The organism is Haliscomenobacter sp., from assembly GCF_040403615.1.
Lineage (GTDB): Bacteria > Bacteroidota > Bacteroidia > Chitinophagales > Saprospiraceae > Haliscomenobacter.
In genome coordinates, this window is the sequence record NZ_JBBAKG010000002.1 from 1 (window position 1) to 16,123 (window position 16,123).

A 16,123-nucleotide genomic window follows, 5' to 3' on the forward strand; every position below is an offset into this window, starting at 1 on the left:
GATAATTTCTTTTTTCATTTTTAGCAGTCGCCGCAGGCGGCTGCTAAATAGTTACAATTCAAATACCAAAACGAACACAAACAATTAACGGTTCCTTGTCCACCAACTGACTACCTAACCAAAAAAATTGACCCAGTATACCGTTGGGTGTTTGAAGAAATAGAAGATGAAAGAAATTTCCTACCACAATATCATCGAAACCCACCTCGATTTCTTAATTTCGAAGATATTGACAAGTGTAAAGGAATGGCCTTATCTTTGTTTGATAATTTAGATGGAGCCTTACAGCGGTATGATGAGTTACAAGGAATAATTGGAGGCAAAATTTCCAGAACTTTAGGAACTCAAATTGCTGAGGGAGTTATTGATGAAGAAGATGGAACAAATGGAGAATCTGAACGATTGGGTCATTTTTCGCACCATTCATCAATTTCGGCTTCTTACAGGGATAAATTCAAGGTAATAAAAAAGCTGTAGGAATGGAGCAGGTTCAAGGTGTTGAAATCTCTAATCTGGGGTTTGTTCCTCAAAAATTAGGTGACCTTTTGGAACATGAAGGGCCCTTGTTAAGTCTGTTTGTAGACCAGGAAAATTCTGAGAATCACTATATTTACAAATGGGTAGATCAGGACAATGTGTGCAACCGATGGATGATTTTGCCTTGCTCAACTAAGGAATTGAATGCATTTTTTAATAAATCTTCCACACTTAGAGCTCTTGTTTTAGGAAAACCATATTGTTTTTTAATGGATATAGATGCAGAACTCATTCCCAACAAGTTTCAAGTTGTAGCCATAGAAAAACTTCCCCAAGATTACCTTCCAGCTGAAAAATCGTATTACCAAGAAGAGGTTTATTCTCTTTTTGCCGCGGAATACCTCAAAGGGTTGGCACAACATACCAATGATCGTTTTGATAGTGTACTGAAAGAAATTTCTGATATTAAAGCCTCACAAAACGAAGCAACAAGAGTGCTTAAAGACCTGCTTAAATTACAAGCTTCTTCCTAAATAACGCAGAAAAATTAACTTCCCGATTTTGGGTTTTGAATAGGAAGTCGAACGGTTCATTTCAAGTGAGCTTCCTATTCAAAAGCCTTTTTAAAAATCGGGAAGTAATTTTTTGCGTCATACTAAGGCTCTTTGTGGAACAAACTGTAAATGAAAACACCTACACCGCATGTTCAAAACACCAACCTTTCGCGGGCATTTGAGGAAAATGCGCTGCATCCAGCTTTTTCTGTTGATGCTTATTCCTTTTTTTCTTTTGGGACAACCCAACACAGCCAAGCCCTGGGCATACTGGTGGTGGATGGGCAGCGCCGTCAACAAAGCCGACATTCGCAAAAACCTTGAAGACTTTTCTGCCGCGGGCTTCGGGGGGATGCACATCATTCCAATCTACGGGGTGAAAGGCGAGGAGGCCAATTTTGTGACTTATCTGAGTCCTCAATGGCTCGAAATGCTGGATTATACCTGCATTGAGGCCAAGAAACTTGGTTTGGGAATAGACATGACCCTGGGTACAGGCTGGCCTTATGGCGGCTCGCAAGTTAAAGCGACGGATGCCGCACAGGCTTTTCAGATTCAAAGCATTGAGGTCAAAGGAGCTGAGAAAATTACCGCATTGCCTGCTGTTCCCGAAAAATGGAAAGGGGCTCAATTGATGGCGGTTTCGGCATTTTCCAGTCAAGGTTTTCTCCAAAAACTCGATCTGAGCAAAGGAATCTCCTGGCAACACGCACAAGACAGCAAGCTCTATGCACTGTACCAAATGCCGACCGGACAAAAAGTAAAACGCGCTGCGCCGGGTGCTGAAGGCTGGGTGCTGGATCATTTCAATGCGGGTGCAGTAAAAACCTATTTGCAAACCTTTGCCAGTGTTTTTACCAAAAAAAACTACGGCGTGCGGGCTTTTTACAACGATTCCTACGAAGTATATGGTGCCAACTGGACGGGTACTTTCTTCCCCCGTTTTCAACAATTGCGGGGCTACGATTTGGCTACGCACCTTGATGTGCTGGCACGGGATACGGCCATTACCGACTTGGAAAAACGGGTTTGGGCGGATTACCACGAAACGCTTTCAGATGTTCTCTTGGAAGATTTCACCAAACCCTTGGCCAATTTCACTCACCAATACGGCAAAATCTTGCGGGATGAAGCCCATGGCGCCCCCGCCAATTTGCTCGACCTGTATGCGGCAACAGATGCGCCGGAAACCGAATTCTTTGGAAGCAAACCCTACGGCATCCCGGGGTACCGGGTTGATCCAGACTATGAAGTGAAGCGTTTTGGGCAGCCCGATGCATTTGTGGTCAAATGGGCGTCTTCAGCGGCACATGTAGCGGGACGTAAACTGGTATCTTGTGAAACGGCTACCTGGCTGGGCAACCACTTCAAAGTCTCTTTGGCACAAGTCAAACCCATTGTGGATGAATGTCTGGTTTCGGGAGTAAACCATATTTTTTACCATGGCGTACCGTATTCCCCTCCGGGCGCGGAATTTCCGGGTTGGTTGTTTTATGCCTCCACCAATTTCAACCAACAAAGCCACTTCTGGTCTTTTTTGCCTTACTTGAATGCCTACATCGAGCGCTGCCAAAAACGCTTGCAAGCCGCCAAACCCGACAATGATGTGTTGCTGTATTTCCCGATTTATGACGTTTGGCATACGGCAGGCCGCAAAGGCAAAACCCATCCGATGGAAGTGCATTCGATGGTACACGAGGTCAAAGAAACGCCATTTGGAAAGATGGCTGCATTGTTGACTGCCCAAGGCTACGCTTTTGATTTCATCTCCGATCGTCAGATTCAGGGCTTGCGGGTAGAAAATGGCACCATCGTGAGCAGCGGCGGTGCGCGGTACAAGTCGCTGGTTATCCCAGTATGTGAATACCTGCCATTGGCCACTCTGGAAGCATTGCTGCGCTTGAAGCAGGAGGGGGCTGCGCTTACCTTCGATACCAAACTTCCTCGATCAGTGAATGGTTGGCAAGGTTTTGCCGAGCGGCAAAAGAAATTTCAGGCATTATTGGCCAATTTTCAACCCACCATGCCCCGCGATTGGCAATCAACACTTTTAAAAAGTGGGGTCAGGCGAGAAATTCTGGCAGAGAAAGGTTTGCATTTTATCCGCAAAAAAACGACCAAAGGCATCCTGTATTTCATCAGCAACTTATCCGGTCGGTTTAAACAAGGCAATATTACGCTGGCGGTCAATCCCAAAACGCTGAAGTTTTATGACCCACTGCACGATCGGGAAGGCATGCAAAGCTTCAAAGTTTTGGAGCCACAATTGGTTGAAATGAATCTGCAATTGGCGCCGGGAGAAAGCATTTTTATTGAAGCATTGGACAACGCAGAAGCCTTGAATGAATGGGCGAAACCATTTGTTGCTGCATACCCGATTGAACTTCAAGGCCCCTGGCAAATTGAGTTTTTAAGCGGAAAACCATTTTTACCCCAAGCCTACCGCAGTCAGGTGTTGGAATCCTGGACTTTGGCTCCCGATACGACCGCCCGCTTTTTCAGCGGTACTGCGCGTTATACGGTACAATTTCCTTTGCCAGATGCACAGGTGGGACAAATCGCACGGATCGACCTCGGTGATTTGCGCGAAATGGCAAAGGTAAGGTTGAATGGCCAGGATTTGGGTGCGGTATGGTGCTTGCCTTTTGTGCTGGATGTGCCCAAAGGCATCCTGCAAAAGGAAAATGAACTGAGCATCGAAGTGACCAACCTTTCGGCCAACCGGGTGCGGTATTTAGATCGGCAAGGTGTGCCCTGGAAAAAATTCTACGACATCAACATTGTGGATATTCGATACAAGCCTTTTGATGCGGCGAATTGGGAGTTGGCGCCTTCGGGATTGTTGGATCCGGTGAAACTGATTTTGCAAAGTAGATAAAAAGCGAAAATCTATTTTATTCACCTCAATACCAAGAGCCCACAACGGAAAACCTTGCGGAAAAACGCCTTCCAAGTTGCTGAACTCCAACAAATTTTTCATCTTTAGCGCATCAAACAAAAAACATCGATCGCACATGTTTCAGCAATTAATCAAAGGCTTTTTTTTCTTTTGCACTTTAGGTCTGATTCAAACCGTCAAAGCAAATGTATCCCTGCCCGCAGTGTTGTCTGACAATATGGTTTTGCAACAAAACTCGGAGCTGAGTTTTTGGGGCTGGGCAAAACCCGGCGAAGAAATCACCATTACGACGGGCTGGAATACCGTGCAAAAGGTTAAAGCTACCAATCAGGGTACTTGGTCATTGTTGATCAAAACGCCAATAGGCAGTATGACCCCTTACTCCATCAGCATCAAGGGCTACAATGAAGTTGTACTCAAGAACGTCTTGGTAGGTGAAGTCTGGATCTGTTCAGGTCAATCCAATATGGAATGGTCGGCCAATAGCCCCATCACCAACAAAGATGAGGAGATCAAGCAAGCCAATTTTCCCAATATCCGCTTCTTTTCGGTTGAACACCGCACCGCTTTGAGCCCCCAAATTGACCTGGCCGGAAAGTGGGTGGAATGTACGCCGAGCAGCATGCAGAACTTCAGCGCGATCGGCTATTTCTTTGCCCGCAAAATTCAATCGAGTTTGAATGTTCCCATTGGGGTGATCAATTCCAGTTGGGGTGGTACTCCGGCTGAATCCTGGATGCCCGCAGAGGCATTTGAAGGCAATGGGCTGATTACCGAAGCGGCCCAAAAATTGACCCCTGTTCCCTGGGGACCCGTTGAGATTGCCCGCATTTACAATGCCATGATCGAGCCACTCACCCAATTCAAAATTGCGGGAGCTTTATGGTACCAGGGAGAATCCAATGTAGGTACTGCTTATGCCTACAAAGCAACCATGACTGCCTTGATCAGTAGCTGGCGCAAAAAATGGGGCAATGATTTTCCTTTTTATTACTGCCAAATCGCCCCATACCGGTATGGCAAGCCCATGGAAGGAGCAGAATTGCGCGATGCCCAACGCCGCACGCTGGATGTGCCACAAACCGGGATGGTGGTGACCAGTGACATAGGGGATACCAGCGACATTCATCCCCGCAACAAGTTGGATGTGGGCTTGCGCCTGGCCGACCTGGCTCTGAATCAGCACTATAAAATGAATCAGGACCAGGTTTCTGGGCCTTTGTACAAGGAGAGTCGGGTTGAAGGCAATCACATCACGGTATTTTTTGACAACGCCAATGGCTTGAATTTCAAGGGGTCAAAACTCACTCATTTTGAAATTGCGGGCGAGGACGGTGTTTTTTATCCTGCTGAAGCCAAAATCAACCCAGATAACACCATAGAAGTGCAAGCTGAAAAAGTTAAAAAACCGGCGTCGCTGCGTTTTGCCTGGAGCAATACCGCCACTCCTAATTTGTTCAATGGGGCTGGATTGCCTGCTTCGTGTTTTCTATCCTTTTGACCCAAACCGTTGATTTATAACCCACTTTTCAGGCTAAATCTTTTAATTTTCCATTTACGACTTGTCAGTTGCGGGATATTATCGCCTACAATGATTCCATTCATACTCCTGGAACGAGTGTAGAAACAGCAACGAATGAAGCTGCATATCAATCAGCAATTTGCCAAATGCCATAATTCAGGAGCAATTACATTTGCACTTCGCCAAATTTTGTGAATCGCTAATGCGTAGCTATAATGATCTGGTAATTAATAAAATTTATCAACTATGAAATTCTTTCTGCTTGTTTTTGGCTTTTCACTGAACATTTCCATGCTGTCTGGCCAATCATTTGAAGGCAAACTAACCTACTGGATTGAATACGGTTCCAAGGTTGATACCCATTACGTTTACATTCGAGGTGATTCCATTAGAATTGATTTATCCAAGTGGCTAGACGCTTCAACATCTTGGTATTTTATTGGGAAAAATCAACACTTCATCTACAGTAAATGGAAAAAAAAATACCTGGAGTACCCCATTATCAAGCCAGATCAATTTAAAGAAGTGCTGGCCTATGATTTGAAATCTGATCAAGATTCAATAACCCTTTACTACAAAGATAAAACATTGAACACTGAGCTGAACATTGAAACAACATCTTCTAGCTTTTTAAAACTTCATCCTCAATTAAAAGTGCCATTTCTAAAAGGGATTTTTATACAACTCTATGTCTTAAATGGCAGTGGCTATATTGTGCTGGAATCCAAGACCAATCTTCAATTTAATGTCATGGGGGAAAAAAGAAGCAATCGAAGCCGGCTTATTGCGATAGACCGAACAAAGCCCAGCGTTGAGTTATTCGAAATGAAAATTAATTAGACTTGATCCTCAATCCCTTCAAAGATAAGACCCAGGGCAAACGCATTAAAATCGGAGGGTATTTTCCCTATACTTGTCCGACAATGCACCTCGGTTCATTCTACGATTGATGCTGACTTTAGTTTTGTCACCATTTGTTTTGAGTAGGTTGAGCGCCATTCGGCGGATGAGCCCGAAATTCTGAGGAGCATTATTTTTTCTCTTTCGGCTCTGATCTTCCCCAAAGGTAACATCCATCGTCCAATGGCTCTGATTTTTAATAGCCAAATGCTGTTTCACTTGTTCATTGCACTGGGCTGCGCTTTGCACTTTGCTGCCCAAATAATAGCGAAACTCTACCGAGTATTGCTCTGTACTTTGGATGAAGTGCTCACTTTCAATCTCAATAAGGGTGTTTAAACCTGGCCACTTTGCCCGAATGATTTTGACACTGCTACTCCGAATTTGTTCAATGGGGCTGGATTGCCTGCTTCGTGTTTTAGATCCTTTTGACCCAAACCGTTGATTTAGTATTTAAACCTTTGTAATTTGGGGACGTCTATATCCTAAATCAAGATCATGAAAAATAAATTACCCGTTTTGATATTGCTGTGCTTTGGATTGATGGGCTTCGTTGAAGCGCACAGCCCAGTTTGGGCCAAAGACATTGCCCCCATTCTTTTCAAGCATTGCACCTCCTGCCACAACCAGGGCGGACTGGCTCCATTTCCTTTGCTTTCGTACGATGATGCTTATTTCAACCGCTACTCCATTCTGAGTTCGATCAAAAAAGGCACGATGCCCCCCTGGCCACCCGATCCGGCCTACAGTCATTTTGCTTACGAGCGCCGCATGAGCGCCGATGAAATCCACCTGATCGAAGAGTGGGTCGGTGGAGCCGCCTCTTACGGGAATCCCAAAGATGCGCCAACTCCACCCGTATACAGCAATGCAGCAGCCATTGTTACTCCGCAATTGAGCTTACAAATTCCAGAATATACTGTCTCAAGTGATAAAGATGTTTACCGCTGTTTTCCCTTGGCCAGCGGGGTCAATATCGACAAATTTATTACGGCATTTGAATGCGTACCTGGCAACGCCAGCATTGTCCACCACGTGCTGGTTTATGCAGATACGGCTAAAACGTCGCTCACTTTGGACGCTCGTGATCCTGGGCCTGGTTATTCCGGGTTTGGAGGCGTGGGTTCTAATACGGCTGTGCAAATTGGTACTTGGGTACCGGGAAGTCTACCCACTTTTTATCCCAAAGGAATGGGGCAATTGCTGAACAAAAACGCCATTGTCATTCTCCAGGTTCACTACGCGCCAAATTCAAGCGGACAAAAAGACAAGACGCGTTTTATTGCTAAATTGGAAGACGGCCCCATGCGGCGATTGCTGACATTGCCCATCCTAAACCATTCAACTTCACTGACAAACGGCCCATTGGTAATTCCGGCCAACCAGATCAAGAAAATCAATGCTCAGTTCAGAATACCCGCCCAGGTAACGGTTATTGCAGTAGCACCCCACATGCACTTGTTGGGTCAGTCCATCAAAGTTTGGGGAGTTACCCCCAAAAAAGATACCATCAAAGTAATCCGAATCAATGATTGGGATTTTCATTGGCAGGGGTTTTACCTGTTCAACAAGGCTATGGTGGTTCCCAACGGTACTGTATTGTATGGTGAGGCCATGTACGACAACACCGAGAACAACTTCGAAAACCCCAATACGCCCCCCAAAGAAGTGAGGGTAGGGGAGGCTACCACTGATGAAATGATGCTGGTGTACTTTACCTTCACGACCTATCAAGCTGGAGATGAAAAATTGGTACTCGCTCCCGATGAAATAACGGATAGCAAGAATGTATTACTGAAAAAATTGGCCTTAACAGTTGCTCCCAACCCGGTTCGGGAGGAAGCACAAATTTCTTTTACCTTGCCCGAAGCGGAATCGATCTGGTTGGACGTTTTTGATGAGCAAGGACGCTGGGTACGCAGTCTGGCAAGCAATCAGGCCACGGCCACTGGCCTAAACAGACAAGTATTGAATGTAGCCGATTTGTCCAATGGAACCTATTTTTTGCGTTTGCGTACGCAAAATGGATACGGGTCTGCAACCCTGATTAAAATGTAGAGACGCGATACATCTGGGCAGAGACGCGAATGCATCGTGTCTCTGCCCATTCTATAATTTCGCATAAAATTTTAATAAATCCCACCTTATCTATTATTTTGGCAGTTCAACCAACTGCCAATGAACATCCAGCTATCCACTGTTGAATTGCCCAATTTCGGCATGCCTACTGCCGAACCCATTCTGAGTCAAAACATCTACGAACGACGCATCGAAAAATTGCGACAAAAGATGCAAGCCGAAGGCTTGGATGTCGTCGTCGTATACGGTGACCGTGAGCACAATGCCAACACAACTTACCTCTGTGGCTATGATCCGCGTTTTGAAGAAAGTCTGCTTATTGTAGGTAAGACTGGGATTCCACATCTTTTGCTGGGCAACGAAGGCTGGGGCTACGCCGAATTGGCCCCCCTGCCGGTGCAACGGATTTTGTTTCAATCCCTGAGTCTAATGGGGCAAGACCGCTTGTCGGGCGTTTCCTTGCATGATGCTTTTCAGGCCGCAGGAATTACCGCAGCAAGCAATATTGGCGTAGCAGGTTGGAAGTATTTTATTCCATCCGAGTTTTCCGAACCAGAGTATCAATTTGAGACTCCTTCTTACCTCATCGATGCGCTGCGCAAAATCAGTGGCAACTACCGCCAGGTTCGCAATGCCAACGCGCTGTTTATGAATCCTGATGATGGACTGCGCATACTCAACGAGGCAGGGCAATTGGCGATGTTTGAATTTGCAGCCTGCTACACTTCAACGGGTTTGAAAAATGTGCTGTTCAACATGCAACCTGGCATGACCGAACTGGAAGCTGCTACTTTGATGCAACTCAACGGGTTTCCGCTGGGAGCGCATACCATGCTGACCAATGGGCCACGTGCAGCGTATGGCCTACCCAGTCCATCCATGAACACTCTTAAAGTTGGGGAGCCTTTCACCATGTGCATGTGCCTATGGGGCGCCTTGAATGCCCGGGCGGGGTGGCTGGTGCGTGACGAAACGGAGTTGCCTGCTGATGTTCAGGATTACCTACAGAAACTGGCCATTCCTTACTTTCGCGCCATCGTCAAATGGTACGAACGCATTGGCATTGGCGTGGCTGCGGGAGAATTGTACGACATCATTCATGGCGAAATTGGCGATCCTTTCTTTGGGGTAAAACTCAATCCTGGACATTTTATCCACCTCGATGAATGGGTGCATTCCCCCGTATTCAAAGGATCGGAATTGAAATTCAAATCGGGGATGGCCATGCAAGTAGATGTGATCCCGGGTACTGGAACAGCGTACCACACCAGCAATATTGAAGATGGAATTGCCCTGGCGGACGAGGCTCTAAGGGCTGAAATCGAACAGCAATTTCCAGAAATGTGGCAAAGAATTCAAGCACGCAGACAGTTTATGGAAAAGGTTATCGGGATTAAATTGAAACCGGAAGTGCTGCCTTTTAGCAATATTCCGGCGTATTTGCCGCCGTATATGCTGAGTCCTCAGTTGGTGCTACAAGTGACAAAATAAACCACCGCCTCAATTTCTTCAAATAAAAAAACGGCTGTCACTTTACAATGACAGCCGTTTTTTTTAAAAAAAATCAGTTTATTTATTTCCTGCCGGCATAAAAATCCGTCGCCAGTTGATGCCTTTAGATAAGCTGCCTTCTTTAAGGGAGAACCAGATCAAGAGCGGTTTGCCCACTACGTGATCTTCGGGTACAAAGCCCCAATAGCGAGAATCTTCGGAGTTGTGGCGGTTGTCGCCCATCATCCAGTAGTAGTTCTGCTTGAAGGTGTATTTGGTGGCTTCCTTGCCATTGACGTAAAATTTGCCATTCCTCTCCTCGAATTTATTGCCTTCATATTTGCCGATTACCCGGCGGTACACGGCAATGCTTTCAGGATTGAGTGCAATAGTTGCTCCTTTTTTGGGAATGTAGATTGGGCCATAATTGTCCAAATCCCAGCCCTTAAAATGAGCAGTATCGTAAGGGAAAAGACGGCTTTGAGTGCGGCTCATATCGATGTGCTCTACCACGATGTTTTTGTCCATCGTTTTGAGTTTGGCTTTTTGGTCATTGTTCAGGATCAGCATCATACTTGCGCTTCCTCCGCCAACACCTTGCAATTGGTCTTCTTCCGAAATGCCCCAATCACTGAATTGCTGACTGTTGATTCCTGCACCAGAAGGATTGTATACCTGGTACATGTATTGCAAGAATTGCGGATTGGGTGCAGGTTTGCCATTGATGTACACCTGGCGGTTGCGAATTTGGAGTGAATCACCAGCCAAACCAATGCAACGCTTGATGTAATGGTCCATTTTGTCCATCGGACGCGAAATCAAAGAGGATTGCCCCGTCATGATCATGGTACTGAATGGTGGGGGTATGCTGCCTCTGCGGGAATCATAAATACTCCAGGTTCTTTTCGGGAAAATATAGACACTATCTCCTTCAGGGTAATTGAAAACCACCGGATCATTGTGGTCAATGTTTTCCAAAGCTTTGAGGCGATTGTAAGGAAGCTTGGGATTTTCCAGGTATGATTCCTTGTTGATGACTGGAATACGGTTGTGCAGCAATGGAATCATCGCCACGGTTTGGGGCATCCGTAAGCCGTAGCTGGGCTTGCTCACAAACAAAAAGTCGCCCACCATCATCGAACCCTCCATTGAAGAAGTAGGAATTACATACGCTTCAATCAAAAACATGCGGATGAACGCTGCCGCAAAAACGGCAAAAATAATGGCCTCGGCCCATTCGCGAATGCCTGATTTTTGGTAAGGATTTTCAGCGATTAATTTTTTATGCTGTCGCTCGTTGGTGCGGGATTCATGCAACTTTTGGCGGTACGACCTTTCCTTGGGAAGAATTGGCCCTTCGTATTTGTCCTGCTTGTTGGTGCCCAAATACAAGAAGTAAAAGGGGGCAAACAACACAGCCAAGGCACTGTGGTAAAACTTCAATTTGCCAAATGAACGCGCCAGGTCAACCGCCAAACCCGCATAGATGAAGATATTGACCAGTGGAATCAAAAGAAAAAAGGCGTGAATGGGTTTGCGACCAACCAGTTTGGCCCATACCAGGAAATTGTAAACGGGTACCAATCCTTTCCATCCCGCTTCGCCGCATTTTTGGAAAATGAAGTACAAACTAACGCTCAACAGTACGTAACTCAATACGAAAAACCAGATCATGCTCTCCAAGGTTTGTGAATGATTTTGGATGCCAGACTTGTAGCGACAAGCCTGCGTTTTTCCAGAACGCCCAAATATAAGGCTTTCAAGGTTAGTTGCGTCGCCTAATTCAAAATTACAATGGTGGATAATTATTCGGGGCAATAAAAAAATTAGTGTTTCATTTTGCCAAAGGATTAGATGAGTAAACGGTGCATTTCAAGTTTCTTATCTAATCCTTTGGCTCCAAGAAAATGGAACACTTATTTTTGCCCCACTGCTTAAGCAGATTGCAATTCAATCACCGTGACTTCGGGTAAGATGCCCACTCTGCCAGGATAGCCCAGGAATCCCAAACCTCGGTTCACGTATAAAAACTGCTCTCCTTGCTGGTAAAGCCCTGCCCATTGTTTGTACATGAATTGAGCCGGACTCCATTTGATCCAACCTGGAATTTCTATACCAAATTGAAAACCATGGGTGTGGCCAGAAAAAGTAACATTAATGTCTTTGAATTCTGGAACAATTTGAAAATCCCAGTGCGAAGGATCATGCGAAAGCAGCAATTTTACATTGACGCCATCCGATCCTTGATGGGCATCGGCCAGGCGGCCTTTTTTAGGAAATTGAGGCAAGGCCGAATAGTTTTCAACGCCAATGACTGCTATTTTTTCATCGTTGATTTCGAGAATCCGGTGTTCATTTAGCAGCAAATTCCAACCCAATTTCTTGTGTATGCCTTTTAATTTGTCCAGGTTGGCCTCTTTGGCCTCGTCGCTGTCCCAGTGGTGGTAATCGCCGTAATCGTGGTTGCCCAATACCGAATAAACCCCGTATTTGGCTTCGATTTTGTCAAAAACATCCATAAAGTCAGTCATCTCCTCGGCATGGTCATTGACCAGATCACCCGTAAAAAAAACCAGATCAGCCTTTTGGGCATTGATCATCTCGATCGCATTTTTTACCGGTTCTTTGAAGGTAAAGCTGCCTGAGTGAATATCCGAAATTTGCACAATTTTTAGCCCCACCAATTTGGGCGAAAGCCCCTTGATCCCGATTGACTGTTGAAATACCCGATAGCGGTAGGGATTACGAACAATGCCATAGGTCAGGGTGAAAAACGGAATCGCTCCCAGGACAAGTCCCATTTTACTCAAAAACTTGGAACGACCGATGTCGAAATTGGTTTCCCCATTGTATTTCTGCACTGCAAAAGTGAACAAACGACGCAGGTCATCGATGAGCAAAAGGGGAACGATCAAAAACTTGGAAATATAAATGATGAAAACAAAGGTTCGGGAATAGGTCTCCATGTTTTTGCTCCAGCCATCGGCCCAACCCCAGGAATGTGCCAAAAGGTAAAACAGCGTAAAGGCTGTCAGCGACCAGAATAGGCCATAGATGATGTTTTTGGTCAAGGGCGACCAATCTTGAGCCAATAACCGGATCGCTTGAAAGCTATAAAAATCAATGGCCAGTAAAACCAGGATAAAAATGGTAAATCGCATTTTGATTCAATTGATAAACATTCGTTTAACACCGCAATTCAACAAAGGGATTAATTTAAAACGTAAATTTGTGATTTCTTAGACCACAAATCAATTATGCTGGACAAAATACCCAAACTTAAGCATTTGCAAAGCGGTAATTTCTTCCTGATTGCAGGCCCTTGCGCTATTGAAGGTGAAGAAGTCGCTTTTGAAATCGCAGAAAAGGTGCACCGCATCTGCACGCAATTCGAAATTCCTTATATCTTTAAGGGATCATACCGCAAAGCCAATCGTTCGCGCCTCGATTCTTTTACGGGAATTGGCGACGAACAAGCATTGGAGATACTTCTGAAAATAAGCCAACACTACGACATTCCAGTTACCACCGACATTCATACCGACGAGGAAGCCGCACACGCTGCAAAATACGTAGATGTGCTCCAAATTCCTGCTTTTTTGTGCCGACAAACCAGTCTTTTAGTTGCTGCTGCAGACACCGGAAAAGTAGTGAATGTAAAGAAAGGCCAGTTCATGAGCCCTGAAGCCATGAAGTATGCCGTGGATAAAATCCAACAATCAGGTAATGACAAAATCATCCTGACCGAGCGTGGGGTTACTTTTGGGTATCAGGATTTGGTGATTGACTATCGGGGGCTTCCAGTGATGCAATCTTTCGGAGTACCCGTCGTTTTGGATTGTACTCACTCACTACAACAACCCAACCAAGCCAGCGGCGTTACGGGCGGCAGGCCTGCACTCATCGAAACGGTAGCTAAAGCGGCTATTGCGGTTGGCGTTGATGGCTTGTTTATCGAAACGCATCCTCGACCCATGGAGGCCAAATCCGATGCAGCAAATATGTTGCCCTTGGAACGCCTGGAACCAATGTTGGAAAAGTTGGTGAAAATCCGTGCAGCCATTTTATAAAACTTACAACATGTTGAAGAAGTCTTTGTTAGCCTGTTTACTTTTTGCATTACCACTTTTAGTCAATGCTCAGATTAAACGTACCATTCATGAGGTGATTGAGTTGTCGGATTCGATTCAGGTCATTACTTGCGAATTTTATGACTCTTTAAAGATACAGAGCTGGCCAAGCAATTCAATTATGTTGGAAATCACCATCAACCATAAAGACCACAGCACCGATAGTATACTCAAGGGCTTAATCGAAAAAGGCCGCTACCGCTTAGATCCCGTCAAATCGATGGATCGAATGCACCTTAAATTTGATTTGCGCAACCGAGGTATCCTAAATACACTGACCAGCGGAGAAATTCCAGAAGAGGTCAGCGTCAATATTTTCATTCCAGATGATTTTGAACAGGGGCAAAAAGGGGAATGGAAACGAAAAAAACATCCGTAGGGACACTCCTCGCGGGTGTCCCGGGCGACCGCAAGGGTCGCCCCGACGGGAAGATCAAGAGAATTAAAGTCATGTTGCACGAAATCGATATAAAACTACTACCGGCAGAAGCGAAAGATGAAGCAATAATTCGCAGTAAGGTTGCCGGGAAATTGCAGTTGCGGGAAGACCAAATTCAAGAATTGCGCGTGCTGCGCCGTTCCGTGGATGCTCGTAGTAGCCAGCCTCTTTATTTGTTAAAAGTTGCAGTGTATACTGGAGAATCCTACCAGGCCGAACCGGCTATTCTGCCCCAATTCAAGTCGGTGGCCGATCGGCCAGTAGTAGTTATTGTTGGAGCAGGACCCGCAGGGTATTTTGCTGCATTGGAATTGATTGAACAAGGGATCAAACCCATAGTGTTGGACCGTGGCAAGGATGTGCGAGCCAGAAGGCGTGATTTACGCGCCATTCAACAATTTGGGCTGGTAGATCCCCATTCCAATTATTGTTTTGGCGAAGGGGGGGCTGGAACCTACTCTGATGGCAAACTGTATACCCGTTCCCACAAACGCGGCACCATTGACAAAGCCATGCAGTTGTTGGTGGAACACGGCGCATCTTCCGAAATCCTGATTGATGCCCATCCACACATTGGATCAAACAAGCTTCCCAACATCGTTTCCAATATTCGGGCTACGATTGAATACTACGGAGGTGAAGTGCATTTTGAAAGCTATGTCACCGATTTCATCGTGCAGAATCAACGCATGATTGGGGTGGTGGTCAATGAAGCCATTGAGCACCGAGGCGAAGCAGTGGTGCTGGCCACGGGGCATTCGGCGCGTGACATCTATTACCTCTTGCATCGACACAATATTGCGATTGAAGCCAAGCCTTTTGCGCTGGGAGTGCGCATTGAGCATTCCCAAGGCTTGATTGACCGCATTCAATACCATTTGCCGGATCGAGGCGAACACCTTCCTGCGGCCAGTTACAAACTGGTGACGCAGGTAGCAGGTAGAGGGGTATTTTCCTTTTGCATGTGCCCTGGAGGCTTGGTCGTCCCAGCGGCAACTGCTCCTGGAGAAATTGTAGTCAACGGCATGTCCATGTCGAAGCGGGATTCCCCTTATGCCAATTCTGGAACCGTGGTAGCTGTTGAACTGGAAGACCTGCTGCCTTTTCAAGCACATGGCGTATTTGCCGGACTGGAGTTTCAGCGCGCAGTGGAACAAGCCATGTTCAAATTCGGAGATGGGACACAAAAAGCACCTGCACAGCGTTTGACCGATTTTGTGAAAGGCAAACTTTCGGCTAGTTTGCCAGGAACCTCTTACATCCCCGGATTGATTTCAGCGCCATTGCAAGAGTTGTTGCCTGCTTCGATTTACGATCGCTTGAAAAAAGGAGTGGTTGATTTTGGCCGAAAGATGAAGGGCTATTATACGGAAGAAGCCAACGTCGTTGGTACCGAAAGCCGCACCAGTGCACCCGTGCGGATTCCGCGCAATGCCCAAACTTATATGCATGATGGCATGGAAGGACTTTTCCCCAGCGGGGAGGGAGCAGGGTATGCAGGAGGAATTATTTCGGCAGCAATGGATGGACAAAATGTTGCCAAAGCCATCAAAAACTATCTTAGTAATGTGGCAAAATGATCATTTATTTTTTTATCGCCCCTTAATTCGAAAGGAAAACGGTTATTTTTTT

The 16,123-nt window shown here is 45.8% G+C and carries 13 protein-coding genes; 10 read left to right on the forward strand and 3 right to left on the reverse strand.

Annotation, left to right across the window (positions count from 1 at the left end; genetic code table 11):
* Nucleotides 1-246: 246 nt before the first annotated feature.
* From ABW391_RS01005 to ABW391_RS01025, 5 genes are all read left to right on the forward strand, one after another.
* The gene (locus ABW391_RS01005) at nucleotides 247-477 is read left to right on the forward strand and encodes a hypothetical protein (protein ID WP_353479947.1); all 231 of its coding nucleotides are present in this window, start codon (nucleotides 247-249) and stop codon (nucleotides 475-477) included.
* A gap of 2 nt (nucleotides 478-479) precedes the next feature.
* Nucleotides 480-1,010, forward strand: a complete 531-nt coding sequence (locus ABW391_RS01010; protein WP_353479948.1) for a hypothetical protein — start codon at nucleotides 480-482, stop codon at nucleotides 1,008-1,010.
* A 169-nt stretch (nucleotides 1,011-1,179) separates the two neighbouring features.
* Nucleotides 1,180-3,909, forward strand: a complete 2,730-nt coding sequence (locus ABW391_RS01015) for a glycosyl hydrolase (RefSeq protein ID WP_353479949.1) — start codon at nucleotides 1,180-1,182, stop codon at nucleotides 3,907-3,909.
* 136 nt (nucleotides 3,910-4,045) lie between these two features.
* Nucleotides 4,046-5,431 carry a sialate O-acetylesterase gene (locus ABW391_RS01020; protein WP_353479950.1) on the forward strand — a complete coding sequence of 462 codons (1,386 nt, stop codon included), beginning with the start codon at nucleotides 4,046-4,048 and terminating at the stop codon, nucleotides 5,429-5,431.
* Nucleotides 5,432-5,698: 267 nt separating this feature from the next.
* Nucleotides 5,699-6,292: a hypothetical protein gene (locus tag ABW391_RS01025; protein WP_353479951.1), complete on the forward strand. Its 594-nt coding sequence runs from the start codon at nucleotides 5,699-5,701 to the stop codon at nucleotides 6,290-6,292.
* Nucleotides 6,293-6,337: 45 nt separating this feature from the next.
* On the opposite strand, the gene ABW391_RS01030 is transcribed toward ABW391_RS01025, so the two are convergent.
* Nucleotides 6,338-6,805: an ISAs1 family transposase gene (locus tag ABW391_RS01030; protein WP_353480064.1), complete on the reverse strand. Its 468-nt coding sequence runs from the start codon at nucleotides 6,803-6,805 to the stop codon at nucleotides 6,338-6,340.
* A gap of 45 nt (nucleotides 6,806-6,850) precedes the next feature.
* Here ABW391_RS01030 and ABW391_RS01035 point away from each other — a divergent pair, with 45 nt between their 5' ends.
* Both ABW391_RS01035 and ABW391_RS01040 read left to right on the forward strand, forming a co-directional pair.
* A complete protein-coding gene (locus ABW391_RS01035) occupies nucleotides 6,851-8,410 on the forward strand; it encodes a T9SS type A sorting domain-containing protein (protein ID WP_353479952.1) in 1,560 nt (519 codons plus the stop codon).
* Nucleotides 8,411-8,530: 120 nt separating this feature from the next.
* On the forward strand, nucleotides 8,531-9,922 hold the full coding sequence (locus ABW391_RS01040; protein WP_353479953.1) for an aminopeptidase P family N-terminal domain-containing protein: 1,392 nt from the start codon (nucleotides 8,531-8,533) through the stop codon (nucleotides 9,920-9,922).
* 78 nt (nucleotides 9,923-10,000) lie between these two features.
* Here ABW391_RS01040 and lepB read toward each other — a convergent pair whose 3' ends face one another.
* On the reverse strand, nucleotides 10,001-11,596 hold the full coding sequence (gene lepB, locus ABW391_RS01045) for a signal peptidase I (RefSeq protein WP_353479954.1): 1,596 nt from the start codon (nucleotides 11,594-11,596) through the stop codon (nucleotides 10,001-10,003).
* 260 nt (nucleotides 11,597-11,856) lie between these two features.
* A complete protein-coding gene (locus tag ABW391_RS01050; RefSeq protein WP_353479955.1) occupies nucleotides 11,857-13,083 on the reverse strand; it encodes a metallophosphoesterase in 1,227 nt (408 codons plus the stop codon).
* Nucleotides 13,084-13,179: 96 nt separating this feature from the next.
* Between ABW391_RS01050 and kdsA the strand changes: the two genes are divergently transcribed.
* The 3 genes from kdsA (at nucleotide 13,180) to ABW391_RS01065 (ending at nucleotide 16,071) form a co-directional block, all read left to right on the forward strand.
* The gene (gene kdsA, locus ABW391_RS01055; protein WP_353479956.1) at nucleotides 13,180-13,992 is read left to right on the forward strand and encodes a 3-deoxy-8-phosphooctulonate synthase; all 813 of its coding nucleotides are present in this window, start codon (nucleotides 13,180-13,182) and stop codon (nucleotides 13,990-13,992) included.
* Nucleotides 13,993-14,002: 10 nt separating this feature from the next.
* Nucleotides 14,003-14,431 carry a hypothetical protein gene (locus ABW391_RS01060; protein WP_353479957.1) on the forward strand — a complete coding sequence of 143 codons (429 nt, stop codon included), beginning with the start codon at nucleotides 14,003-14,005 and terminating at the stop codon, nucleotides 14,429-14,431.
* A gap of 71 nt (nucleotides 14,432-14,502) precedes the next feature.
* Nucleotides 14,503-16,071: an NAD(P)/FAD-dependent oxidoreductase gene (locus tag ABW391_RS01065; RefSeq protein ID WP_502916309.1), complete on the forward strand. Its 1,569-nt coding sequence runs from the start codon at nucleotides 14,503-14,505 to the stop codon at nucleotides 16,069-16,071.
* Nucleotides 16,072-16,123 lie beyond the last annotated feature (52 nt).

Excerpts from the sequence above, each read along its gene's own strand:
- ABW391_RS01040 (WP_353479953.1), top strand. The coding sequence starts at position 8,531 with ATGAACATCCAGCTATCCACTGTTGAATTGCCCAATTTCGGCATGCCT.
- ABW391_RS01065 (WP_502916309.1), top strand. The coding sequence starts at position 14,503 with ATGTTGCACGAAATCGATATAAAACTACTACCGGCAGAAGCGAAAGAT.
- lepB (WP_353479954.1), bottom strand. The coding sequence starts at position 11,596 with ATGATCTGGTTTTTCGTATTGAGTTACGTACTGTTGAGCGTTAGTTTG.
- kdsA (WP_353479956.1), top strand. The coding sequence starts at position 13,180 with ATGCTGGACAAAATACCCAAACTTAAGCATTTGCAAAGCGGTAATTTC.
- ABW391_RS01025 (WP_353479951.1), top strand. The coding sequence starts at position 5,699 with ATGAAATTCTTTCTGCTTGTTTTTGGCTTTTCACTGAACATTTCCATG.
- ABW391_RS01010 (WP_353479948.1), top strand. The coding sequence starts at position 480 with ATGGAGCAGGTTCAAGGTGTTGAAATCTCTAATCTGGGGTTTGTTCCT.
- ABW391_RS01035 (WP_353479952.1), top strand. The coding sequence starts at position 6,851 with ATGAAAAATAAATTACCCGTTTTGATATTGCTGTGCTTTGGATTGATG.
- ABW391_RS01060 (WP_353479957.1), top strand. The coding sequence starts at position 14,003 with ATGTTGAAGAAGTCTTTGTTAGCCTGTTTACTTTTTGCATTACCACTT.
- ABW391_RS01005 (WP_353479947.1), top strand. The coding sequence starts at position 247 with ATGGCCTTATCTTTGTTTGATAATTTAGATGGAGCCTTACAGCGGTAT.
- ABW391_RS01015 (WP_353479949.1), top strand. The coding sequence starts at position 1,180 with ATGTTCAAAACACCAACCTTTCGCGGGCATTTGAGGAAAATGCGCTGC.
- ABW391_RS01050 (WP_353479955.1), bottom strand. The coding sequence starts at position 13,083 with ATGCGATTTACCATTTTTATCCTGGTTTTACTGGCCATTGATTTTTAT.
- ABW391_RS01020 (WP_353479950.1), top strand. The coding sequence starts at position 4,046 with ATGTTTCAGCAATTAATCAAAGGCTTTTTTTTCTTTTGCACTTTAGGT.